This window comes from Pandoraea norimbergensis (genome assembly GCF_001465545.3).
GTDB lineage: Bacteria > Pseudomonadota > Gammaproteobacteria > Burkholderiales > Burkholderiaceae > Pandoraea > Pandoraea norimbergensis.
In genome coordinates this window covers 3,252,840-3,275,681 of sequence record NZ_CP013480.3, presented here as the reverse complement: position 1 = coordinate 3,275,681, position 22,842 = coordinate 3,252,840, and the positions used below count along the sequence as shown (strand labels likewise).

Genomic DNA, 22,842 nt, shown 5'->3' with positions numbered 1-22,842 from the left:
GCGAGATCAGAACTCTTCACCAGGGCGCAGGTAACGCCATTCGCCCACCGGCAGATTGCCGAGCGTGACGCGGCCCATGCGCACGCGCTTGAGACCCGTCACATGCAGTCCGACGAGTTCGCACATGCGGCGAATCTGACGCTTCTTGCCTTCCTTCAGCACAAAACGCAGCTGCTCCGGGTTCTGCCACTCGACTTGTGCCGGCTTGAGCGGCTGGTCGTCGAGTTCGAGCCCGTGGCGCAGCAACGCCAGACGGCTTTCGGGGAACAGTGCCTGCACGTTCTGCTCTTGGCCGTCGTACGACACGCGCACGAGGTATTCCTTTTCGACGTCCGAGTCTTCGCCGATCAGTTGCTTGGCGATGCGGCCGTCTTGCGTGAGCACCAGCACGCCGGTCGAGTCGATGTCGAGGCGTCCGGCGGGGGCCAGACTGCGCAGATGCGTCGGCGAGAAGCGCACGCCGGCATCGTCTTCCGACCAGTGGTTTTCACGTGTGACCAGAACGATCGCCGGCTCGTAGCCGTCTTCCGCCTGACCCGAAACATAGCCCACCGGCTTGTGGATGATGATCGTCATGCGATTGGCCTGCTCCTTGCGGGCGGCCTGCACGACGGTAATGTCCTGCGTGGGCAGAATCCGGGTGCCAAGCTCGGTCACGACCTTGCCGTCGACACGGACCCAGCCCTTGGCAATCCACTCATCGGCTTCGCGGCGCGAACACAGGCCGAGTTCCGACATGCGCTTGGACAGACGCAGCGAACCCGCAGCGTCGTTATGCACCTTGATATCGTCGTCGTCATCGCGTTCGACGCGCGTCGGACGTGTGGCGCGGGCCGGGCGTGCGCCGCGCTCGTCGTTGCCAAACCGGCCGCGCGGCGGTGCGCCGTCCGGGCTGCGACGCGGTGCGCGGTCATCGGCGCCACGGTTGTACGGACGGGCCTGATCGCCACGTGCGCCACCTTCCGGAGCACGGCGTGGACGGTCTTCGTCGAAGCGACGCGGTGCGCGGTCGTCGGCGCCACGATTGAACGGACGGGCCTGATCGCCGCGAGCGCCACCTTCGGGTGCGCGGCGCTGACGGTTGTCGTCAAAGCGACGCGGTGCACGGTCATCGGCGCCACGATTGAACGGACGGGCCTGATCGCCGCGAGCGCCACCTTCGGGTGCGCGGCGCGGACGGTCTTCGTCAAAGCGGCGCGGCGCGCGGTCATCGGCGCCACGGTTGAACGGACGGCCTTGTTCGCCACGTGCGCCACCTTCGGGTGCACGACGCGGACGGTTGTCGTCAAAGCGACGAGGTGCACGGTCATCGGCACCACGATTGAACGGACGGCCCTGATCGCCACGCGCGCCACCTTCGGGTGCGCGGCGCGGACGGTCTTCGTCAAAGCGACGCGGTGCGCGGTCGTCGGCACCACGGTTGAACGGGCGAGCCTGATCGCCACGTGCGCCACCTTCGGGTGCACGACGCGGACGGTCTTCGTCAAAGCGACGCGGTGCGCGGTCGTCGGCACCACGGTTGAACGGGCGAGCCTGATCGCCACGTGCGCCACCTTCAGGTGCGCGACGCGGACGGTTGTCGTCAAAGCGACGCGGTGCACGGTCGTCAGCACCACGGTTGAACGGACGGCCCTGATCGCCACGCGCGCCACCTTCCGGTGCACGACGCGGACGATCTTCGTCGAAACGACGTGGCGGGCGGTCGTCATCGGCACGTGCCGGACGGGCACCCGCGACGCGCTCGCGCTGGCCGCGCGCTGGGGGGCGCTCGCCGTAAGGCCGCTTCTCGAACGGCTTGCCAGCAGCGCCCGCAGGCTTGCGTGGTGCTGCACCGGCACCAGCGCCTGCCGGGCCAGCCGGACGGCGTGCGCCACCCGTGGCTTGCGTGAAGTCGTCGCCAGCCGGACGGGGACGGGAAGGCCGCGGTCCGGTAGGCTTCTTCTTTACGCCGCTGCCGTCGAGCATCGACGCCGGGACAGATTTCGTCGGACGGCGCAGGGCGCCTGACGAGCGCACCGGCGCGCGGGTCTTGTCGAGGGTTCGGGGGTGTTTGGCGCCCAGTTTGGCGCGCGGGGTATCGCTCATGGTTCCAGTGCTTCTAGTAATTCGGTCTCGACGGCAATTTGCAGACGACTGTCCTGCAAACGGCTGCCATCGAGCAGGAACGTGTCTTCGACACGCTCGCCGAGGGTATTAATGCGGGCGGTGCGCACGCTCACGCCATGACGCGCAAGCACGCGGGCAACCGCGTAAAGCAGACCGGTGCGGTCGTTGGCCGACACCGACAGCAGGTAATACTGACCACGATCGTCCGGTCGCAGATCGACGCGCGGGGTGACCGGGAAGCTGCGCGAACGGCGCGGCAACCGGCCTTTGCTCGGCTCGGCGAGCGGCTCGACACGGGTGAGCAATGCCACCAGTTCGCTCTCCACCAGACTGATGATGTCGCGATAGCTCGTGTCGAGTCCCGGGTCCGTCAGCAAAAAGCTGTCGAGTGCGAAACCGTGACTCGTGGTGTGCACCTTGGCGTCGAGAATCGACAAACCCTTGCGCTCGAAATAGCCGCAAATGCGCGCGAAAAGATCGACCTGATCGCGCACGTAGACCATCACCTGCAAGCCTTCGCCAATCGGCGACGGCCGTGCCTTGACGATCGGCGTGTTGCTATCGACATGGCGCCACAGGTGCCGTGTCTGCCAAGCCACGTCCGCCGGGTCGTTGCGCAGGAAATAAGCCACGTCCAGCGTATTCCAGAGCGCCTCCTGGGCGCGCTCGGGCACCGTGTAAAGCCGCAGGAGGCCGAGCGCTTCCTCCTTGCGGGTCTTCAACTGCGCGTGCGGGTCGGGGTTGGCGCCGCCCAGCACCTGCAACGTCAGACGGTATAAGTCTTCGAGCAGTTTTCCCTTCCAGGCGTTCCAGACTTTCGGGCTGGTGCCGCGAATATCGGCCACCGTGAGCAGATACAGCGCCGTCAGACGCCGCTCGTTGCCCACTTTCTCCGCAAAGCGGCGAATGACCTCCGGGTCGGTCGTGTCCTGCTTCTGCGCCACCGTGCTCATCGTCAGATGCTCGCCCACGAGCCAGACGATCAATTCGGTGTCTTCCTTGTCGATGCCGTGACGCGTGCAAAAACGTCGCGCATCGACCATGCCCAGCGTGGAGTGATCGCCGCCACGGCCTTTCGCAATATCGTGAAAGAGCGCGGCAATCGTCAGTGCCCACGGCCGGTCGAAGTTGGCGATCAACTGGCTACAGAACGGATATTCGTGCGCGTGTTCCGCCACCGCAAAGCGACGAATATTGCGCACCACCATCAGAATGTGCTGGTCGACGGTGTACACGTGGTACAGGTCGTGCTGCATCTGACCGACCACGCGACGGAAGTTGATCAGATAGCGGCCCAGCACGCTCGTCTGATTCATCAGGCGCAACGCATGCGTGATGCCTTGCGGTTGCTGGAGGATCGCCAGAAACGTGTGGCGGTTTTCCGGATCGGCACGCCACTGCGCATTCATCAGATCGCGCGCATTGTAAAGCGCCCGCAGCGTACGTGCTGATAAACCTTTCACCCCGATGACCTGCTCGTAGAGCAGAAACGTCTCGAGAATCGCGTTCGGATGGCGCTGATACAGCTCATCGTCGACGATTTCGATCATCCCTTGCTTCTCGACGAAACGCTCGTTGATTACGCGGGTAATGCCGCTGCTCTGCGGGAAGAGACGCGCCTCGACATTGAGCAGCAGCACGGTATTGAGCTGCGAGACCGCTTTGGCCGCCCAGTAATAACGGCGCATCAACTGCTCGCTGACCCGCTTGGTACTAGTGGCCTCGAAGCCGAGGCTTTGCGCCAGCGGCGTCTGCATGTCGAAGACGAGCACGTCCTGACGGCGGCGGGCGATCAGATGCAGGCGCGCGCGCAGCCCCTTGAGAAACTGCTCGTTACGGCGCAATTCCTTGAGTTCGCGATCGGTCAGCAGGTCACGGGCGAACAACTCTGACCAGCTGTTGCCAAGGCCGGCCGCCTTGGTCATCCAAAGAATCACTTGCAGGTCGCGCAAGCCGCCCGGGCTTTCCTTGCAGTTCGGTTCGAGGCTGTAGGGCGTGTCCTGATACTTCGCGTGACGCTGGCGAATCTCCAACTGCTTGCTGCGAAAAAACGCGCGCGGGTCGAGATCGGCCGAGAAACGCTGTTCGAACTCGTCGAAAAGCGCCTGATTGCCCGTGAGCAGGCGTGCTTCGAGCAGGCTCGTCTGCACGGTCACGTCGGCGTGGGCTTCCGTGATGCATTCGTCCACCGTGCGCACCGACGAGCCGATTTCCAGCCCGATATCCCACAGAAAGCTGATGAACGGCTCGACGTGCGAGGTCAGCGCCTCGCCCTCGGCGTGACGATGCAGCACCAGAATGTCGACGTCGGAGAACGGGTACAACTCGCCGCGCCCGTAGCCGCCCACGGCGACAAGCGCCAGATCGTCGGGCATGGCACAACTGGCCCATGCTTCGCGCATGGCCTGATCGACCGCCTGACAAAGGCCGTGCAACAGCACGTCGATCTTGCCGTGGGTGGCAAAGCGTTCGACGAGTTCGGCCTTACGTTCCTTGACGGCCTGACGTAGCGGAGAAGGGGCGTGCGCGCGCGCGTGCATGGCGGCTTCCTGGGCGTGGTGAAACTGGGTCAGGCTGGGCGGCCGCCTGGGGGAGGGCGGCCGGACATTAAGACTTCAATAAGACATCAAGCTCAAGCGGCTGCGGCGTACGACGCCAGATACGCCGAACCCGGCGGCGGGGGCGGCGTCAGGGCCGAATGCGTGAGCACTTCGTGGCCGGTTTCCGTCACCAACAGCGTGTGCTCCCACTGCGCGGACAGGCTGCGATCGCGCGTTTTGACGGTCCACTGATCGGGCATCGTGCGAATTTCGCGCTTGCCGGCGTTGATCATCGGTTCGATCGTGAAGATCATGCCGGCCTGCAATTCCAGCCCGGTGCCCGGACGGCCATAGTGCAGAATCTGCGGGTCTTCATGAAACACCTGACCGATACCGTGGCCGCAATATTCGCGTACTACGCTGTAGCCTTGGGCTTCTGCATGCGTCTGAATGGCATGGCCGATATCGCCGAGGCGCGCACCCGGACGCACCTGGTTGATGCCGAGCCACATGCATTCGTAGGTCACTTGGGCCAGCCGCTTGGCGAGAATGGTACCGTCGCCGACGATGAACATGCGGCTCGTGTCGCCGAAATAGCCGTCCTTGATGACGGTGATGTCGATGTTGAGCGCGTCGCCGTTTTTCAGCGCCTTGTCACCCGGAATGCCGTGACAGATCACGTCGTTGACCGAGATGCAGGTGGCTTTGGGGTAGGGCGGGTAGCCCGGCGGCTGATAATTCAGCGGCGCGGGGACGGTGCCTTGCTCCTTGAGCATGTACTCATGGCACAGGCGGTCCAGTTCACCGGTGGTCACGCCGGCACGGACGTGCGGCGTAATGAAGTCGAGCACCTCGCTTGCCAGACGGCAGGCGACGCGCATCATTTCGACATCGTGGGCATTCTTGATGGTGATGGCCATTGGGGAATCGAACGAATCGCTTGAACAATGGCGCATTATCGCACCAACCTATGGTTTTCGCCCCCGCTTTTGCCGGGGACCGCCCCGTGCGGCGTGGATTTCCGGCCGATTTTACGGAATCGATCCGGCGCTTTGAACGTGCTGAGCCGAGCCCTTTCCGAATTCGCCGGAGAGCCGCGCAAACCGGGGATTTACGGGATGTCACGGGAAGTTCACGCGTCGCTTGAGTGCCAGCGGGGTGCGATGCTATAATCTCGGGCTAAGTCGAGGACGAGTTGTCAATAAGCCCAAGGGTTTTCCCTTGGAATTCAATGGGTTCTGTCGGGTTTTTGGGGTAGTTTCTGCCCCGCAGTGGTGCAAATCGGTTGATTCGCATCGCGTCCGAGGGAATGCCGGGTGACTCAATTCGTTATCGGCTTGGAAAACTTTGAAATCGCGGGCCGGCGCACCCAGGGTGCCCGAACTTCGCAGGCGGGTCATGCAAAGCTGTATGGCAGTCTGACGAAACGGGTACGGCAGCCGGTCTAAGACCCAACCCTCACGGAGAATCACATGTCTGTCACTATGCGTCAGATGCTGGAAGCGGGCGTCCACTTTGGTCACCAAACCCGTTTCTGGAACCCCAAGATGGCCCCTTACATCTTCGGCCATCGCAACAAGATCCACATCATCAACCTCGAAAAGACGTTGCCGATGTACCAGGACGCGCTGAAGTACGTGCGCCAACTGGCTGCAAACCGCGGCACGATCCTCTTCGTGGGCACCAAGCGTCAAGCGCGTGAAATCGTGGCAGAAGCCGCAGGCCGCGCTGGCCAGCCGTTCGTCAACAACCGTTGGCTGGGTGGCATGCTGACGAACTTCAAGACCCTGAAGTCGTCGATCAAGAAGCTGAAGGACATGGAGCAGGCGCTGGAAGCCGGCGAACAAGAGCGCATGAGCAAGAAGGAAGCGCTGCTGTTCGATCGCGAAATGGCCAAGCTGCAAAAGTCGATCGGCGGCGTGAAGGAAATGGGCGGCATGCCCGACGCCATCTTCGTGGTCGACGTCGGTTACCACAAGATTGCCATCACCGAAGCCAACAAGCTGGGCATTCCGGTGATCGCCGTGGTTGACACGAACCACTCGCCGGAAGGTGTGGACTACGTCATCCCGGGTAACGACGATTCGAGCAAGGCTGTCGAACTGTACGTGCAAGGCGTTGCTGACGCGATCCTCGAAGGCCGTGCAAACGCCGTCAAGGAAGTCGTCGAAGCCGTGCGCGGCGAAGGCGACGACTTCGTCGAAGTGAACGAAGAGGCGTAAGCGGCCACCGCTGCGTAACAAAAGGGGCTGCTTGTGGCGCCCCTTTTTTTTAGTCCGATTTCCCCGCGTCGGGTGCGCGGGGCGCCTGGGCAGGGCAGTGCGGCCGCCTGGGTGCCATCCGCCCGACTGATTCGATAGACAGGAGTAACGATATGCCGGCAATTACTGCAGCGATGGTGGGCGAACTGCGCGCCAAGACCGATGCGCCGATGATGGAATGCAAGAAGGCGTTGACCGAAGCCGATGGCGACATGGTCCGTGCCGAAGAAATCCTGCGCGTCAAGCTGGGCAGCAAGGCCAGCAAGGCCGCCAGCCGTATCACGGCCGAAGGCGTGATCGCAGCCTACATCGACGGCGGCAAGGGTGCCGTGGTCGAAATCAACTGCGAAACCGACTTCGTTTCGAAGAACGACGACTTCCTGAAGTTTGCCAACGACGTGGCCAAGCTCGTCGCTGACAACAACCCGGCTGACGTGGCTGCTCTGTCGGCACTGCCGCTCGACGGCAAGACGGTTGAGCAGATCCGTGCCGACCTGATCGGCAAGATCGGCGAGAACATGACGATCCGTCGCTTCCAGCGCTATGAAACGGCTGGCAAGCTGGCCGCGTACCTGCACGGCACGCGTATCGGCGTGGTCGTCGAGTTCGACGGTGCCGACGCTGAAGTGGGCAAGAACGTGGCAATGCACATCGCCGCCATGAAGCCGGTGTCGGTGTCGGCAGACCAAGTGTCGGCCGACCTGATCGAGAAGGAGCGCAGCGTCGCTTCGCAGAAAGCTGCCGAATCGGGCAAGCCGGCTGAAATCGTCGCGAAGATGGTGGAAGGCAGCGTGCAGAAGTTCCTGAAGGAAGTTTCGCTGCTGAACCAGGCTTACGTGAAGGACGACAAGTCGAGCGTCGAGCAAATGCTCAAGGCCAACAACACGACGGTGAAGGGCTTCACCATGTTCGTGGTCGGCGAAGGCATCGAGAAGAAGCAAGACGACTTCGCAGCAGAAGTGGCCGCACAAGTGGCCGCCGCCAAGCAGTCGTAATTCGCGCAGTACCGTAGTATCCGGGGGCGGCGGTGCCGTCCCCGTTGTTTCATCCAGAATACCCACAGTGCCAGACCAGACTTCTTAGGGACCGCCATGTCTACTCCTTATAAACGCGTACTTCTCAAGCTCTCTGGTGAAGCCCTCATGGGTGACGATGCATTCGGCATCAACCGTTCGACGATCGAACGGATGGTGGCCGATATTGCCGAAGTCGTTCGCCTGGGCGTGCAACTGGCTGTCGTGATCGGCGGCGGTAACATCTTCCGTGGTGTGGCAGGCGGTGCCGCCGGTATGGACCGTGCAACGGCTGACTACATGGGCATGCTGGCCACCATGATGAACGCCCTGGCGTTGCAGGACGCCATGCGCCACGCCGGTATCGAAGCGCGTGTGCAATCCGCGCTGCGTATGGATCAGGTGGTGGAGCCGTATATCCGCCCCCGCGCGATCCGTCAGTTGGAAGAAGGTAAAGTTGTGATCTTCGCCGCCGGCACGGGCAACCCGTTCTTCACGACCGACACGGCCGCAGCGCTGCGCGGCTCGGAAGTCGGTGCCGAAGTTGTGCTCAAGGCCACGAAGGTCGACGGCGTGTACTCGGCCGATCCGAAGAAGGACCCGGACGCCGTCAAGTATTCGACCATCAGCTTCGATGAAGCCATCTCGAAGAACTTGCAGGTCATGGATGCCACCGCTTTCGCGCTGTGCCGCGATCAGAAGATGCCGGTGCGCGTTTTCTCGATCGTGAAGCCGGGCGCGCTCAAGCACGTCATCCTCGGCGAAGACGAGGGAACGCTCGTCCACGTTTGAGTTCAAATTGCGGCGTCGGCGCGCATTGGCGTGCCGACGCCGTATCATTTACGTTTGTTTGCGTATCAATTCTAGGTTTGGAGGTTGTCATGACCGTTGCTGACATCACGAAGAATGCCGAGCAAAAGATGCAGAGCTCGATCGAATCGTTCAAGGGCAACCTTGCGAAGATTCGTACCGGACGCGCGCATACCGGTCTGCTTGACCACGTGCAGGTCGACTACTACGGCTCGATGGTGCCCATCTCGCAAGTCGCCAACGTGACGCTCGTCGACGGCCGCACGATCGGTGTGCAGCCGTGGGAAAAGAAGATGGTCGGTGTGGTCGAAAAGGCCATTCGCGACGCCGATCTCGGTCTGAACCCGGCTACGCAAGGCGATCTGATTCGCGTGCCGATGCCCATGCTGACCGAAGAGCGTCGCCGTGAGCTGACCAAGCTGGTCAAGTCGGAAGGCGAAAACGCCAAGGTTGCCGTGCGCAACCTGCGCCGTGACGCCAACGAGCAACTCAAGAAGCTCGTGAAGGAAAAGGAAGCCTCGGAAGACGACGAGCGCCGTGGCAGCGATGTCGTTCAGAAGCTGACGGACAAGTCCGTCGTCGAGATCGACGAGCTGGTTCAGCAGAAGGACGCCGAGATCATGAAGGTGTGAGTGCGCAAGCGCTCAACATCTGATTCCTCGCCGACCTACGCCCTGACTCCCGCGCCGTATCTCAATGGGTTTTCTCAGCTCCACGCTTACTGTTCCTGAAACAGCAAGTATTCCGCGCCACGTTGCCATCGTCATGGATGGCAACGGGCGTTGGGCTACCAGTCGTAAATTGCCGCGCGTTGCAGGGCACAAGCGCGGCGTAGATGCCGTGCGCGAGGCCGTCACGGCCTGCGCCGAACTCGGTGTCGAGTACCTGACGTTGTTCGCGTTCAGTTCCGAGAACTGGCGCCGTCCGCAGGACGAGGTCTCGACGCTGATGCAGTTGTTCATCCTCGCGCTCGAGCGTGAAGTGGGCAAGTTGCATAGCAACGGCATTCGCCTGCGCGTCATCGGTGCACTTGAAGCCTTCGAGCCCCGCATCCAGGAACTGGTGCGCCGGGCCGAAGCGCGCACGAAAGACAACAAAGGCCTCACGCTCACCATCGCCGCCAACTACGGAGGCCGGTGGGACATCCTGCAAGCCGCGCAGAAGCTCGCTGCCGCGCGCGTGGCGCAGGGCGGGGCTGCCGGACTCGAGACGTCGTTCTCTGAAGACGAACTCGTGCCGTACCTGAGCATGGCTTACGCGCCGGAACCGGATCTGTTCATCCGCACCGGTGGCGATCAGCGCGTCAGTAATTTTCTGCTTTGGCAACTGGCGTACACTGAACTGTATTTCACCGAAGAATTCTGGCCGGACTTCAACGCCGATACGCTTAAACGCGCGGTTGCCGAGTTTCAGCAACGTGAGCGACGCTTTGGCCGTACCAGCGCGCAAGTCCAGAACCCCTCGGGACACTCCGCCTGATGCTCAAGACACGCGTTATTACCGCTGTCGTACTCCTTGCCATTCTCTTGCCTGTGATCTTCGTCGGTACGCCGGCGCAGTTTGCATTGCTCGCCGCCGTGATTGTTGCCGCGGCGGGTTGGGAATGGGGCCGCCTGGTCGGCCTGAACGGCACCGGCGCGGTGTTTTATGGCGCGCTAGCCTTGCTTGGTGTTGGCATGACGTGGGCGGGCGGCTGGACGCTTACGCATATCTGGCTCAAGCCCGCCGCCATTTTCTGGGTGCTCGCCGGACCTTTCACACTGTTGCGCAAGCCCGCGACGAAAGGGGCATGGCGCGGTCTGTTGCTCGTTGCCGGCCCCGTGTTGCTGATTGCCGCATGGCAGGCGTTGTGTCTGGCGCGTGAACAAGGCGTGGCATTCCTGCTGTCGGTGCTCGTCATCGTCTGGCTCGCCGATACCGGTGCTTACTTCGCCGGACGCGCGTTCGGGCGGCGCAAGCTGGCGCCGTCGATCAGTCCCGGCAAGTCGTGGGAAGGGGCCATCGGCGGCTGGCTGCTGGTGCTGGTCGTAGCGGGTGTTGTGCTCGCGAGCGGCCTTCAGGCACCGACCATTGTTTCGCATCTCGCCAACACGCTCGGCCTCGGGCTTGGCGTGATAGCGCTCACGGTGCTGGTGGCCTTCTCGGTCGTCGGCGACCTGTTCGAATCTCAACTCAAACGGCAAGCCGGCGTGAAGGATTCCAGCGCGCTGCTGCCCGGCCACGGAGGCGTGCTCGATCGCATCGACGCGCTGCTTCCGGTGCTGCCACTGGCTCTGCTCTTCGTCTGATCATGTCGCAACGTCTCGTCATTCTTGGCTCCACCGGCTCCATCGGCGTCAGTACGCTCGATGTCGTGGCCCGTCATCCCGATCGCTTCTCTGTCTACGCGCTGACGGCGCACCGCAACCTCGACCGCTTGTTCGAGCAGTGCGTCGCGCACCGCCCGCAAGTCGCCGTGGTGGCGGATGCCGACGGTGCCCGCCAGATTGCGGCACGTCTGGCGGATGCCGGACTGAAGATCGAGGTGACTTACGGTCCGCAAGCGTTGATCGATGTGGCCGAAGCGGCCGAAGCCACCATGGTCGTCGCGGCCATCGTGGGCGCTGCCGGTCTGCAATCGACGCTGGCGGCGGCGCGCGCCGGCAAGCGCATTCTGCTGGCGAACAAAGAATCGCTTGTGCTCTCCGGGGCGCTGTTCATGGCGACGGCCGAGCGCGCTGGCGCCACGTTGCTGCCGCTCGACAGCGAACACAACGCCATTTTCCAGTGCCTGCCGCAAGTGGCCGGCGAGAACCGCATTTCCACGCGTGGCGTGGAGAAGCTGGTGCTGACGGCCTCCGGTGGCCCGTTCCGCGAACGCGAACTGGCATCGCTCGATAATGTGACGCCCGATGAAGCCTGCGCGCATCCGAACTGGGTAATGGGCCGAAAGATTTCGGTCGACTCGGCCAGCATGATGAACAAGGGTCTCGAGGTGATCGAGGCGCACTGGTTGTTCAATATGCCGCCCGAGCGTATCGAAGTGCTGATTCACCCGCAGAGCGTGATCCACTCGATGGTCACCTACACGGACGGCTCGACGCTCGCGCAGCTCGGCAACCCCGACATGCGCACGCCGATTGCGCACGCGCTGGCGTTCCCGGATCGCGTGACGTCGGGTGTCGCAGGACTGAATCTCGCCGACATCGGCAAGCTGACGTTCGAAGCACCGGACCTGCGCCGCTTCCCGTGCCTGCGTCTCGCGTTCGAAACGCTGCATCGCGGCGGTACGGCTGGCGCACTGCTCAACGCGGCCAACGAAATCGCCGTCGCTGCCTTCCTTGAAGGCCGCATTCGCTTTACGGCGATCTCGCAGGTTGTCGAGCACGTGCTCGACAGCGAGGCCGTGGGTGAAGCGTCGTCGCTCGATGTCGTCCTAGAAGCCGACCGCCGTGCCCGTGAACTGGCAACGGCCTTTGTGGCCAAACTGCCGGCTCCGGCGTCGTCATGACGCTGTCTTTCCTGTTGTCGTAATACCACCGCGGCCCGATCTCGCTCATGACTCTGCTCACCACGTTGCTCGCCTTCGCCGTCGCCATTGGTGTGCTGGTGGTATTCCATGAGTTGGGCCACTACACGGTCGCGCGGCTGTGCGGTGTGAAGGTGCTCCGCTTCTCGGTGGGCTTCGGCGCGCCGCTCATCAAGTGGACGATGGGGCGGGATCGCACCGAATGGACGCTTTGCGCGCTGCCACTCGGCGGTTACGTGCGCATGCTCGACGAACGCGACGAGACGCAAGTCGTCGCTCCCGAAGACCTGCCGCGCGCGTTCAACCGTCAGTCGGTCTATAAGCGCTTCGCCATCGTCGCGGCGGGGCCGATCGCCAATTTTCTGCTTGCCATTGCGCTGTACGCCGGCCTGAATCTCGCGGGTGTGACGGAGCCGGTCGCGCGTGTTGCGGCGCCGGCGGCGGGCACGCTGGCGGCGCGCGCCGGTCTGGCGGGTGGTGAGCTCATTACCGGTGTTCGCGAGAACGGCAATAGTCCGGACGAAGCCGTGGGCGATGAAAGCCCGGTGCGCTCGTGGGAGGATCTGCGCTGGCGTCTGGTCGATCCGATGATCGACGGCCAACGTGTCACGCTCGTGGCACGTACGCGCGATGGCCGGGCGGAATACACGCTGGACGCTGCCGGCCAGCATTTCGATGCCGACAGCGAGCAGGACTTCATGCAGCGTCTGGGGCTGGTGCCGTCGGCGCGTATCAAAGTGGGACAACTGTTGCCTGATGGTGCAGCTGGCAAGGCCGGCCTGCGCGTGGGCGACGAGATCGCGGCCGTCGATGGTCGTCCGGTTGCCTCGGCAAAGGCGTTCGTGGACGCCGTGCGTGCACACCCCGGCAAGCCGATGACACTGACGATTCGCCGCGATGGGGCGGGGGCGACACAGGATGTGACGCTGACGCCGAGCGCCGAAGTGGACGCCGAGCAGGCGGGCGGGGCGCGCGTGGGCAAGATCGGTGCGGCGCTGGCGAGCCAGGTCGACACCGTCACGGTGCGCTACGGGCTGTTCGAGGCGGTCGGGCGTGGCGCGCAACGCACGTGGGATGTCACGGCGTTCAGCGTGCGGATGTTCGGCAAGATGATCACGGGGCAGGCCTCGCTCAAGAATTTGAGCGGTCCGGTCACGATTGCGGATTATGCGGGTCGATCGGCGCGTCTCGGCCTCGATTATTTCGTCGCCTTTCTAGCCCTTGTCAGCATTAGCCTGGGCGTATTGAATCTGCTACCGATTCCGGTTTTGGACGGTGGCTATCTGTTATATTATGCGGTCGAAGCGATAACCGGTCGGGCAGTCTCCGAGCGGTGGCAGGGCGCGCTGCAACGAGTGGGCATCGTTTGCATCCTTGCGCTCTCTGCCGTAGCACTTTTCAATGACCTGTCGAAATTGTTGCACTAGGGTGATTCTTCCGCCCTGACAGCGTCACGTGCCTGCCGGTCGCAGGCAAATCCGAGTTTTTCACGATTCAATTGTTTCTTGGGGAAGCAAGTTGTCGAATAAATACCACCTTGTTCCGAAGACCCTGGTGATTGCGGTTCTGGCGGCACACAGTTTCCTGGCACGCGCCGTCGAGCCGTTTGTGGTCAAGGATATCCGAGTGGAGGGCTTGCAGCGTATTGAACCCGGCACCGTGTTCTCTTACTTGCCGGTCAAGCCGGGCGACAAGTTCAACGACGATAAGGGCACCGAAGCAATTCGTGCCCTTTATGCCACGGGCCTGTTCTCGGACGTGAGCGTTGAAGCGCAAGGCAGCGTGCTGGTGGTGCACGTCAATGAGCGCCCCGCCATTGCCACGATCGACTTCCTCGGCATCAAGGAATTCGACAAGGACGGTCTGAAGAAGGCACTGCGCTCGGTCGGTCTGACCGAAGGCCGCACCTTCGACCGCAACTTGCTCGACAAGTCGGAACAGGAACTCAAGCGTCAATACCTTACGCGCGGTTACTACGCTGCCGAGGTGAAGACGACGATCACACCGCTCGAGCGCAATCGCGTGGGCATCCAGTTTGCCGTGACCGAAGGCCCCAAGGCGACGATCCAGCAGATCAACTTTGTCGGCAACAAAGCCTTCTCGACGTCGGACCTGACGGCCGAGATGGAACTGGGTACGCCGAACTGGCTGTCGTGGTACTCGAAGAACGATCTGTACTCGAAAGACAAGCTCACGGGCGATCTGGAGAAGCTGCGTTCGTTCTACCTGAACCGCGGCTATCTCGAATTCAACATCGACTCCACCGACGTCTCGATCACGCCGGACAAGGACGAGATGTACCTGACGATCAACCTGCACGAAGGCGAGCCGTACAAGGTCTCGGACGTCAAGCTCGCCGGCGAAATGCTCGGCAAGCAGGACGACGTGCAGAAGCTCGTGCAGCTCAAGGCCGGTGATACGTTCTCGGCTGCCAAGCTGCAAGCGAGCACGAAAGCGATCTCGGACCTGCTCGGCAACTACGGTTTCGCGTTTGCCAACGTGAACGCCCAGCCGACCATCGATCGTAACAATCACACCGTGGCGCTGACGCTGACGATCGATCCGGGCCGCCGCGTGTACGTGCGCAAGATCAACATCGTGGGCAACTCGCGCACGCGTGACGAGGTGATTCGCCGCGAACTGCGCCAGTTGGAAAGCTCGTGGTACGACGCCGACCGCCTGAAGCTCTCGCAAGACCGTATCAACCGTCTGGGCTACTTCACCGACGTGAACGTGACGACCGAGCCGGTGGCCGGTTCGAACGACCAGGTCGACCTTCAGGTGAAGGTGGAAGAAAAGCCGACGGGTACGATCAACATCGGTGCCGGCTTCTCGTCGACCGATAAGGTGGTGTTGCAGGCCGGTATCAGCCAGGACAACGTGTTCGGTTCGGGTACGTCGCTGTCGGTGAACGTGAATACCGGTAAGACCTACCGTACGTTGGCCGTGACGCAGGTCGATCCGTACTTCACCGTCGACGGTGTGAGCCGTATTACCGACGTGTACTACCGTACGTATCAGCCGCTGCTGCTCACGAGCGACTCCGATTTCCGTATCAACACGCTGGGCGGTAACCTGAAGTTCGGTGTGCCGTTCTCGGAAGTCGATACCGTGTTCTTCGGCATCGGTTTCGAACAGACGCGTCTGCACCTGACCAGCGACGGCACGACGCCGCAACGCTACATCGACTACGCGAACCAGTTCGGTTACGTCAGCAACAACTACCCGCTGACGGTGGGTTGGTCGCGCGACTCGCGTGACAGCGCGCTGATTCCGAATCGCGGTCACTATCAACAGGCCAACATCGAAGTCGGTACGCCGATCGGGACGACCAAGTACTTCCGTGCGTACTACCAGCACCAGTACTACTACCCGGTGAGCCGCGGCTTTACGCTGGCACTGAATGGTGAAGTGGGCTACGGCCACGGGATGGGCGGTCAGCCGTTCCCGATTTTCAAGAACTACTTCGCCGGCGGTATCGGCTCGGTGCGTGGTTTTGAACCGAGCTCGCTGGGCCCGAAGGACACCAACGGCGAACCGTTGGGTGGTGCATCGAAGCTGATCGGTAACATCGAACTGACGTTCCCGCTGCCGGGCACCGGTTATGACCGTACGCTGCGTATCTTCACGTTCATGGACGGCGGTAACGTGTTCGATAACGGCCAGGCGATTACGCTGAATAACCTGCGCTATTCTTACGGTTTCGGCCTGTCGTGGATTTCGCCGATTGGCCCGCTCAAGCTCTCGATGGGCTTCCCGCTCGTCAAGAAGACGGGCGACCAGTATCAGAAATTCCAGTTCCAGGTCGGTACGTCGTTCTAACGACGGTACATCGACCGGTTCCGAATGTTTCATCGTTGTAAGGGGTAATACATTGAACGGTATCCGTAAGCATTGCCTGCGCGGCGTGGCCGCGGCGTTGCTGGCTGGTGCGGCATTTGCCGCTTCGGCTCAGGATGCGCGCATCGCCGCTGTCAATTCGGATCGCATCTTGCGCGATTCAGCACCGGCCAAGGCCGCACAAGCCAAGCTTGAAGCCGAGTTCTCCAAGCGGGATCAGGACCTTCAGGCCATGGCAGCACGCCTCAAGGCGATGTCGGACAAGCTCGACAAGGACAACGCCACGTTGTCCGACGCCGAGCGCGCCAAGCGTCAACGCGATCTGGCAGCGGCCGACACGGAATTCCAGCGCAAGCAGCGCGAATTCCGTGAAGACCTGAACCAGCGTCGCAATGAAGAACTCGCGGCTGTGCTCGATCGCGCAAACCGCGTGATCAAGTCGATTGCAGAAGCGGAAAAGTACGATCTGATCGTGCAGGAAGCGGTCTACGTGAGCCCGCGCATCGATATCACTGACAAGGTGCTCAAGACGCTGAACGCAAGTTCAGGCAACGGCACCGCTGGCGGCAAGTGACGGGGGCGCGCTCCATGTCGGTTTCGCTCGCTCAGTTGGTGGCCCGCTTCGGTGGCACGCTCGTCGGCAACGCCGAGGTCGCCGTCGAAGGTCTGGCGCCACTCGATCGTGCCGGCGCGCGTGAACTCGCGTTTCTGTCCAATCCGAAATATCTCGCCGAAGTGCCCGATTCGGGCGCGGCGGCCGTGATTCTTTCCCAAGCCGATTTCGACAAACTGCCGTCGCACGACGGCCGTGCGTGGATCATCGCGCCCAATCCGTACGCGTACTTTGCGCGGGTTGCGCAGATGTTCGCCGACGCTGCCACGCCGGCGCCGGTCGCAGGCATCCACCCGAGCGCGGTGGTCGACGCGACGGCCGTGGTGCCGGCGTCGTGCGTGATCGGCCCGAACGTGGTGATCGAAGCTGGTGTTCGCCTTGGCGAGCGTGTGCAACTGGTGGCGAACGTGTTCGTCGGCCGTGGCACGACGTTGGGCGACGATGTGTATGTGTACCCGAATGCGACGCTGTATCACACGAGCGTGATCGGCGCGCGCTGCGTCATTCACTCGGGTGCGGTGATCGGCTCCGACGGTTTCGGTTTTGCACCTGACTTCTCCGCCGCGGGCGGTGAGTGGGTGAAGATTCCGCAAGTCGGCCGTGCAGTGATCGAAGACGACGTTGAGATTGGCGCGTCGACCTCGATCGACCGCGGTGCAATGGCCGACACGGTGATCGAGCGCGGTTGCAAGATCGACAATCAGGTACAGATCGCGCACAACGTGCGGGTCGGTGCCTACAGCGTCATCGCCGCCTGCACGGGCATTGCCGGCAGCAGTACCATCGGTAAGTTCTGTATGTTGGGCGGGGCCGTCGGCGTAGCGGGCCATGTGACCATCGGCGATCGTGTCATCGTCACGGCCAAATCGGGCGTGTCGAAGTCGATTCCGGGGCCGGGCACCTACACCAGCGCGTTTCCGGCAATTCCGAACGCCGAATGGAATAAAAACGCGGCGATCATGCGCAATCTGGACAAGATGCGCGACCGCGTGCGTCAACTTGAAGCGAAGGTCAAGGACCTGCAAGACAAATGAGCGAGACCAATACCAATATCGTCGACGTCAGCAAGCTCGACATCCATAAGATCATGAAGTTGTTGCCCCATCGCTATCCGATGCTGATGGTGGACCGCGTGATCGCTCTCGAGCCGCACAAGAACATCAAGGTCATCAAGAACGTCACGATCAACGAGCCGTACTTCACGGGGCACTATCCGCAGCGCCCGGTGATGCCGGGCGTGCTGATCGTTGAAGCGCTGGCCCAGGCCGCTGCGCTGCTCACGTTCTCCGAAGAAGCCGTGCATGACGAGAACACGCTCTACTATTTCGTGGGTATCGAGAACGTTCGCTTCCGGCGTCCGGTCGAACCGGGTGACCAGCTCGTGCTCGACGTCGACTTCGTGAAGCACAAGCGTTCCATCTACTGGTTCAAGGGGCAGGCACTCGTTGATGGCAATGTTGCCGCCGAGGCCGAGTTTACGTGCATGGTCAAGAAGAACGGCGAATAACCGGAACCGAGACGTCCATGACGAATATTCATCCCACCGCAGTTGTCGATCCCAAGGCGCAACTGGCTGACGACGTTGTCGTCGGTCCGTACGCCATCGTCGGGCCGAACGTGACGATCGGTGCGGGCTCGCAGATCTTGTCGCACACGGTCATCGACGGTCACACGACGCTGGGCGAGGGCAACAAGATCGGCCCGTTCGCGTCGATTGGCGGCACGCCGCAAGACATGAAGTACGCTGGCGAGCCCACCCGGCTCGTCATCGGCGATCGCAATACGATCCGCGAGTTCACGACCATCCACACCGGTACGGTGCAGGACGGCGGCCTGACCAGCGTCGGTAACGACAACTGGATCATGGCGTACGTGCACATCGCGCACGATTGCCATGTGGCCAATCACACGGTGTTCTCGAGCAATGCGCAGTTGGCAGGGCACGTCCATGTTGGCGATTGGGCCATCATCGGCGGCATGACCGGCGTGCATCAGTTCGTGCGTATCGGTGCGCACTCGATGGTCGGCGGTGCGTCGGTCCTCGTGCAGGACGTGCCGCCGTTTGTGATCGCCTCGGGCGACCGCGCAGTGCCGTACGGCATCAACGTCGAAGGGCTGCGTCGCCGTGGCTTCTCCGCCGATGCCATCAAGGCGTTGCGCGATGCGTACAAGCTGCTCTACAAGAGTGGTCTGACGCTCGACGAAGCCAAGGCGCAGATCGAAGCGTTCGATCAAGCCAACTCGGCGGCTGCACCCGCCACCGAAGCTGCCGACGTTCACAGCTCGGTGCTCGCACTGCTCGACTTCCTCAATACCAGCACGCGCGGTATCGTGCGCTGACCTATGCCGCCGACCCTTCCCGGTACCGGCCAGCGAACCCTGGCGATGGTGGCCGGGGAGTTGTCTGGCGATCTCATTGCCGGCAACGTGCTTGCCGGTCTCAAGCAGAGTCTTCCCGCCGACATCGCGTATGCAGGTGTCGGTGGCCCGCATATGGCCGAAGAGGGCTTCAACGCCTACTGGCCGATCGACAAGCTGTCGGTCATGGGCTATGTGGAAGTCATCAAGCATCTGCGCGAAATTCTCTCGATCCGAAAGCAACTGCGCGAGCACTGGCTGGCTGACAAGCCGATGGCGTTCGTCGGTTTCGACGCGCCGGATTTCAACTTCGATCTCGAAATCAAGCTGCGTGAGGCGGGCGTCCCGACGATTCACTTCGTGAGCCCGTCGATCTGGGCGTGGCGCGGCGGACGTATCAAGAAGATCAAGCGCGCCGTCGATCACATGCTCTGCCTGTTTCCGTTCGAGCCGGAGATCTACCATCGCGCGGGGATCGATGCGACGTTTGTCGGGCACCCCATGGCCGACAAGATCCCGATGGTGCCCGACGTGGCAGGGGCGCGCGCCAAGCTGGGCCTGACGGGCGATGCGCCTGTCGTAGCGATCCTGCCGGGTAGCCGGACGTCCGAAGTGCAGCGCCTGACACCGGTGTTCTTCGCGGCGATGCGCCTGCTTGCCCAGCGTGATCCGTCGATTCGCTTCGTCTTGCCCGCCGCGACGCCGCGCCTGCGCACGTTGATGCAGCCGATTTTCGACGCGCATAGCGACCTGAACCTGACAGTGACCGACGGTAAGGCCCCCTTGGCGCTCGAAGCGTCGGACAGTGTCTTGCTCGCGAGCGGCACGGCGACACTGGAAGCGGCGTTGTACAAGAAGCCGATGGTGATCTCGTACAAGGTGCCTTGGCTGACCGCACAGATCATGAAGCGGCAGGGCTATCTGCCGTATGTCGGGTTACCAAACATTCTGTCCGGCGAGTTTGTCGTGCCAGAGTTGTTGCAGCATTTCGCGACGCCGGAAGCACTGGCCGACGCCGTGTGGAAACAACTGACCGACCCGGCATTGCGCGAGTCGTTGCAGGCCCGCTTCACCAAAATTCACGAGCAATTGCGCCAGAACACGGCCGCACGTGCGGCAGAAGTGATCGAGCGCGTGTTGCGCGAGAAAGGGCGGCTATGAGCGAAGACGTCGTCAAAGGACGTGGGACGAGCCGTAGCGCGTCGCGTGAGCGGAATGCAGCCGAAGTATCGTCACCGGCTGTGAAGCCGCGGACGCGCGCTGCCAAGGCCGCAGTGCCGCAAATGACGCTGGATCTGTTCGGCGACATTGCGGCCGATCTGATTTGCGGCGTTGACGAGGTCGGGCGTGGCCCGCTCGCGGGACCGGTGGTTACGGCGGCGGTCATTCTCGACCCGTCGCGTCCCATCAAGGGGCTCGCCGACTCGAAGAAGCTGACGGCGAAGCGCCGCGAAGCGCTTTATGAAGAGATCATCGAGCGTTCGCTGGCGTATTACATCGCCGAAGCCAGCGTCGCCGAAATCGATTCGCTCAATATCCTGCACGCGACCATGCTCGCGATGCAGCGTGCCGTGATCGGACTGCCGCGCGTGCCGTCGCTGGCGCTGATCGACGGGAATCGCTGCCCGGTATTGCCCATGCGTGCCGAAGCCATCGTCAAGGGCGACGACAAGGTGCCGGCCATTTCCGCTGCGTCGATCCTTGCAAAGGTGACACGCGACCGTCAACTGGTCGAACTGCATGAGGCGTTCCCGCAGTATGGCTTCGACGAGCACGCCGGCTACGGCACGCCGCGCCATCTGGAAGCCCTGCGTACGCATGGACCGAGCCCGCATCACCGCCAATCGTTTGCGCCGGTACGTGAAGCGTTCGAGACATTTGGTGCGCTCACGATCGCCCGCGTGGCCCGATCTTCATGAAACTGATCAGCTCCAAAGACAACCCGTTCTACAAGCGACTCAAGCAACTCGCGCAGTCGAATCAGCAACGCCGCAAGCTCGGGCAGACGCTGCTCGAAGGCGTGCATCTGGCGGATGCGTACCTTGGCGCGCTGGGTCAGCCGCTAGTTTGCGTAGCGGCGGAAGAGGCGCTCGATAACGACGAAGTCGCGGCCATCTGGGCGCGCGTCGAGCCCGATCGCCGGGTCAGCCTGCCGCATGCACTGTTCGAGCCGCTCTCGACGTTAGTGAACGGTGTGCCGCTGCTGTTCGTGGTGGAGATGCCAAATGGCCACCTGCCGGCGTCGCAAACGGCGGATTGCGTGATTCTCGATGCAGTACAGGATGCGGGCAACGTCGGGTCGATTCTGCGCAGCGCGGCAGCCGCAGGCGTGCGAGACGTGTATTGCATGTCGGGCACCGCACTGGCTTGGTCGAGCAAGGTGCTGCGTGCCGGCATGGGCGCGCATTTCTCGCTGAATATCGTCGAACACTGCACGCCCGATTCACTGGCACCGCGATTGGCGGTGCCGCTGCTCGCAACGAGCTTGCAGGCGAAGACATCGCTGTATCAGGAAGATTTGCGGCAGCCGGTCGCGTGGATCTTCGGCAACGAAGGGGCGGGCGTATCGCCGCACTGGCTGGAGCGTGTGCAGACGCCCGTGCGGATTCCGCAACCGGGCGGCATGGAGTCGCTCAACGTCGCCGCGTGCGCTGCGATCTGTCTGTTTGAGGCAGTGCGTCAACGATTGAGTTGAGCGCAAAATTCACACGTCGCGGGCAATCGATGTTCGCGTGACGCTGAAAAAACAAAGGGATGCCAGTATTTCACTGTGCGTCCCTTTTTCGTGGTGGCCCGTACTCGCGGGCCAGCACGCTATCGATCAATACACGTCGCGCTCCAGCTTAATTTCCTGAAGGATCGTCGTGGCGATTTCTTCGATCGACTTGTGGGTCGACGACAGCCACTTGATGCCTTCGCGGCGCATCATGGCTTCCGCTTCGTTGACTTCGTAACGGCAATTCTCCAGCGAGGCGTACTTGCTGCCCGGGCGGCGTTCGTTACGAATTTCCGACAGACGGATCGGGTCGATCGACAGGCCGAAAATCTTGTCTTTGAACTGATCGAGCGTGGAGGGCAGTTTCTCGCGCTCGAAATCGTCCGGAATCAGCGGGTAGTTCGCTGCCTTTACCCCGTACTGCATGGCGAGATACAACGTCGTCGGCGTTTTGCCGCTGCGCGACACGCCCACGAGAATCACATCGGCGCTCTTCAGATTCTTGTTCGACTGACCATCGTCGTGCGCGAGCGAGAAATTCACCGCTTCGATCCGGTTCTTGTACGCCTCGCTGTCCGCGTTCTGGTGCACGCGGCCGATGGCGTGCATCGACTTGAGCCCGAGTTCCAGTTCGAGCGGCTCGATGAACGTCTGGAACATATCGAGAATCACGCCTTGCGTGTTGCGCAGGATCTCGTTCGCCCGTGCATCGACGAGCGTGCTGAAAATAATCGGACGGACATTGTCGACCCGATACATTTCATTGATCCGTTGCGCCGTCTCATAGGCTTTATCGACGGAATCCACGAACGGAACGCGAATCTGACGAAAACGCATCTCGAATTGCGCGAGGATCGAATGCGCGAAGGTTTCCGCCGTGATGCCCGTGCCGTCGGACACGATAAAGACCGGGCGCACGCTCACGGGTTTGACCGCAGCGGCAGACGTATCGGCAGCAACGGCGGGGCTTGCCGGGGAATTCGGGGGAGTAGAGGCTTCGCTCATGCGCAGAATCGCAAAATGGTGCATTGCACGGTAGAATAGCGGCAACTTGTTGGATAAGCAATTGCGCGAGCG

The 22,842-nt window shown here is 62.2% G+C and carries 20 protein-coding genes; 16 read left to right on the top strand and 4 right to left on the bottom strand.

The genetic code is table 11. From position 1 onward, the window contains the following. Positions 1-6: 6 nt before the first annotated feature. The 3 genes from AT302_RS14235 to map form a co-directional block, all read right to left on the bottom strand. Positions 7-2,085 (bottom strand): pseudouridine synthase, encoded by a 2,079-nt coding sequence (locus AT302_RS14235; protein WP_084656235.1) that lies wholly within the window; start codon positions 2,083-2,085, stop codon positions 7-9. Then, positions 2,082-4,646, bottom strand: a complete 2,565-nt coding sequence (locus AT302_RS14230) for a [protein-PII] uridylyltransferase (protein ID WP_058378983.1) — start codon at positions 4,644-4,646, stop codon at positions 2,082-2,084. The genes AT302_RS14235 and AT302_RS14230 overlap by 4 nt, the downstream gene beginning before the upstream one ends. A 92-nt stretch (positions 4,647-4,738) precedes the next feature. Further along, positions 4,739-5,566, bottom strand: coding sequence for a type I methionyl aminopeptidase (gene map, locus AT302_RS14225; RefSeq protein ID WP_058378982.1), 828 nt, complete (start codon positions 5,564-5,566; stop codon positions 4,739-4,741). 552 nt (positions 5,567-6,118) lie between these two features. Between map and rpsB the strand changes: the two genes are divergently transcribed. From rpsB to AT302_RS14145, 16 genes are all read left to right on the top strand, one after another. After that, positions 6,119-6,868: a 30S ribosomal protein S2 gene (rpsB, locus tag AT302_RS14220; protein ID WP_058378981.1), complete on the top strand. Its 750-nt coding sequence runs from the start codon at positions 6,119-6,121 to the stop codon at positions 6,866-6,868. Between the two features lie 152 nt (positions 6,869-7,020). After that, positions 7,021-7,902: a translation elongation factor Ts gene (gene tsf / locus AT302_RS14215; RefSeq protein WP_058378980.1), complete on the top strand. Its 882-nt coding sequence runs from the start codon at positions 7,021-7,023 to the stop codon at positions 7,900-7,902. A gap of 96 nt (positions 7,903-7,998) precedes the next feature. Beyond that, complete coding sequence (gene pyrH, locus AT302_RS14210) at positions 7,999-8,712, top strand: UMP kinase (protein ID WP_058378979.1); 714 nt, start codon at positions 7,999-8,001, stop codon at positions 8,710-8,712. 89 nt (positions 8,713-8,801) lie between these two features. Beyond that, positions 8,802-9,362 carry a ribosome recycling factor gene (gene frr, locus AT302_RS14205; protein WP_058378978.1) on the top strand — a complete coding sequence of 187 codons (561 nt, stop codon included), beginning with the start codon at positions 8,802-8,804 and terminating at the stop codon, positions 9,360-9,362. A gap of 64 nt (positions 9,363-9,426) precedes the next feature. Then, positions 9,427-10,209, top strand: coding sequence for a polyprenyl diphosphate synthase (uppS, locus tag AT302_RS14200; protein ID WP_058378977.1), 783 nt, complete (start codon positions 9,427-9,429; stop codon positions 10,207-10,209). Continuing rightward, positions 10,209-11,018 (top strand): phosphatidate cytidylyltransferase, encoded by an 810-nt coding sequence (locus tag AT302_RS14195; RefSeq protein ID WP_058378976.1) that lies wholly within the window; start codon positions 10,209-10,211, stop codon positions 11,016-11,018. Before uppS ends, AT302_RS14195 begins: the two co-directional genes overlap by 1 nt. Before the next feature lie 2 nt (positions 11,019-11,020). Beyond that, complete coding sequence (gene ispC / locus AT302_RS14190) at positions 11,021-12,220, top strand: 1-deoxy-D-xylulose-5-phosphate reductoisomerase (protein WP_058378975.1); 1,200 nt, start codon at positions 11,021-11,023, stop codon at positions 12,218-12,220. 47 nt (positions 12,221-12,267) lie between these two features. Further along, on the top strand, positions 12,268-13,665 hold the full coding sequence (gene rseP, locus AT302_RS14185) for an RIP metalloprotease RseP (protein ID WP_058378974.1): 1,398 nt from the start codon (positions 12,268-12,270) through the stop codon (positions 13,663-13,665). A 91-nt stretch (positions 13,666-13,756) separates the two neighbouring features. Beyond that, positions 13,757-16,060, top strand: a complete 2,304-nt coding sequence (gene bamA, locus AT302_RS14180) for an outer membrane protein assembly factor BamA (RefSeq protein ID WP_174554610.1) — start codon at positions 13,757-13,759, stop codon at positions 16,058-16,060. A gap of 52 nt (positions 16,061-16,112) precedes the next feature. Next, entirely contained in the window at positions 16,113-16,652 is a 540-nt protein-coding gene (locus AT302_RS14175) for an OmpH family outer membrane protein (protein WP_058378972.1), read from the top strand. 14 nt (positions 16,653-16,666) lie between these two features. Further along, positions 16,667-17,725, top strand: coding sequence for a UDP-3-O-(3-hydroxymyristoyl)glucosamine N-acyltransferase (gene lpxD, locus AT302_RS14170; protein ID WP_058378971.1), 1,059 nt, complete (start codon positions 16,667-16,669; stop codon positions 17,723-17,725). Further along, entirely contained in the window at positions 17,722-18,198 is a 477-nt protein-coding gene (gene fabZ, locus AT302_RS14165) for a 3-hydroxyacyl-ACP dehydratase FabZ (RefSeq protein WP_058378970.1), read from the top strand. The genes lpxD and fabZ overlap by 4 nt, the downstream gene beginning before the upstream one ends. Before the next feature lie 17 nt (positions 18,199-18,215). Then, on the top strand, positions 18,216-19,031 hold the full coding sequence (lpxA, locus tag AT302_RS14160) for an acyl-ACP--UDP-N-acetylglucosamine O-acyltransferase (RefSeq protein ID WP_058378969.1): 816 nt from the start codon (positions 18,216-18,218) through the stop codon (positions 19,029-19,031). A gap of 3 nt (positions 19,032-19,034) precedes the next feature. After that, positions 19,035-20,210, top strand: a complete 1,176-nt coding sequence (gene lpxB, locus AT302_RS14155; protein ID WP_058378968.1) for a lipid-A-disaccharide synthase — start codon at positions 19,035-19,037, stop codon at positions 20,208-20,210. 122 nt (positions 20,211-20,332) lie between these two features. Next, positions 20,333-20,968: a ribonuclease HII gene (gene rnhB / locus AT302_RS14150; RefSeq protein WP_058380333.1), complete on the top strand. Its 636-nt coding sequence runs from the start codon at positions 20,333-20,335 to the stop codon at positions 20,966-20,968. Continuing rightward, positions 20,965-21,744 (top strand): TrmH family RNA methyltransferase, encoded by a 780-nt coding sequence (locus tag AT302_RS14145; protein ID WP_058378967.1) that lies wholly within the window; start codon positions 20,965-20,967, stop codon positions 21,742-21,744. Before rnhB ends, AT302_RS14145 begins: the two co-directional genes overlap by 4 nt. A gap of 126 nt (positions 21,745-21,870) precedes the next feature. Here the strand turns inward: AT302_RS14145 and ppsR are convergent, their stop codons facing one another. After that, positions 21,871-22,770 (bottom strand): posphoenolpyruvate synthetase regulatory kinase/phosphorylase PpsR, encoded by a 900-nt coding sequence (gene ppsR / locus AT302_RS14140; RefSeq protein WP_084656603.1) that lies wholly within the window; start codon positions 22,768-22,770, stop codon positions 21,871-21,873. Positions 22,771-22,842: the final 72 nt, after the last annotated feature.

Bases quoted from the DNA above. Each gene is read 5' to 3' on its own strand.
- lpxD (WP_058378971.1), top strand. From the start codon at position 16,667: ATGTCGGTTTCGCTCGCTCAGTTGGTGGCCCGCTTCGGTGGCACGCTC.
- rseP (WP_058378974.1), top strand. From the start codon at position 12,268: ATGACTCTGCTCACCACGTTGCTCGCCTTCGCCGTCGCCATTGGTGTG.
- tsf (WP_058378980.1), top strand. From the start codon at position 7,021: ATGCCGGCAATTACTGCAGCGATGGTGGGCGAACTGCGCGCCAAGACC.
- lpxA (WP_058378969.1), top strand. From the start codon at position 18,216: ATGACGAATATTCATCCCACCGCAGTTGTCGATCCCAAGGCGCAACTG.
- pyrH (WP_058378979.1), top strand. From the start codon at position 7,999: ATGTCTACTCCTTATAAACGCGTACTTCTCAAGCTCTCTGGTGAAGCC.
- lpxB (WP_058378968.1), top strand. From the start codon at position 19,035: ATGCCGCCGACCCTTCCCGGTACCGGCCAGCGAACCCTGGCGATGGTG.
- uppS (WP_058378977.1), top strand. From the start codon at position 9,427: ATGGGTTTTCTCAGCTCCACGCTTACTGTTCCTGAAACAGCAAGTATT.
- rnhB (WP_058380333.1), top strand. From the start codon at position 20,333: ATGACGCTGGATCTGTTCGGCGACATTGCGGCCGATCTGATTTGCGGC.
- ispC (WP_058378975.1), top strand. From the start codon at position 11,021: ATGTCGCAACGTCTCGTCATTCTTGGCTCCACCGGCTCCATCGGCGTC.
- rpsB (WP_058378981.1), top strand. From the start codon at position 6,119: ATGTCTGTCACTATGCGTCAGATGCTGGAAGCGGGCGTCCACTTTGGT.
- map (WP_058378982.1), bottom strand. From the start codon at position 5,566: ATGGCCATCACCATCAAGAATGCCCACGATGTCGAAATGATGCGCGTC.
- AT302_RS14195 (WP_058378976.1), top strand. From the start codon at position 10,209: ATGCTCAAGACACGCGTTATTACCGCTGTCGTACTCCTTGCCATTCTC.
- AT302_RS14145 (WP_058378967.1), top strand. From the start codon at position 20,965: ATGAAACTGATCAGCTCCAAAGACAACCCGTTCTACAAGCGACTCAAG.
- AT302_RS14230 (WP_058378983.1), bottom strand. From the start codon at position 4,646: ATGCACGCGCGCGCGCACGCCCCTTCTCCGCTACGTCAGGCCGTCAAG.
- ppsR (WP_084656603.1), bottom strand. From the start codon at position 22,770: ATGAGCGAAGCCTCTACTCCCCCGAATTCCCCGGCAAGCCCCGCCGTT.
- frr (WP_058378978.1), top strand. From the start codon at position 8,802: ATGACCGTTGCTGACATCACGAAGAATGCCGAGCAAAAGATGCAGAGC.
- fabZ (WP_058378970.1), top strand. From the start codon at position 17,722: ATGAGCGAGACCAATACCAATATCGTCGACGTCAGCAAGCTCGACATC.
- AT302_RS14235 (WP_084656235.1), bottom strand. From the start codon at position 2,085: ATGAGCGATACCCCGCGCGCCAAACTGGGCGCCAAACACCCCCGAACC.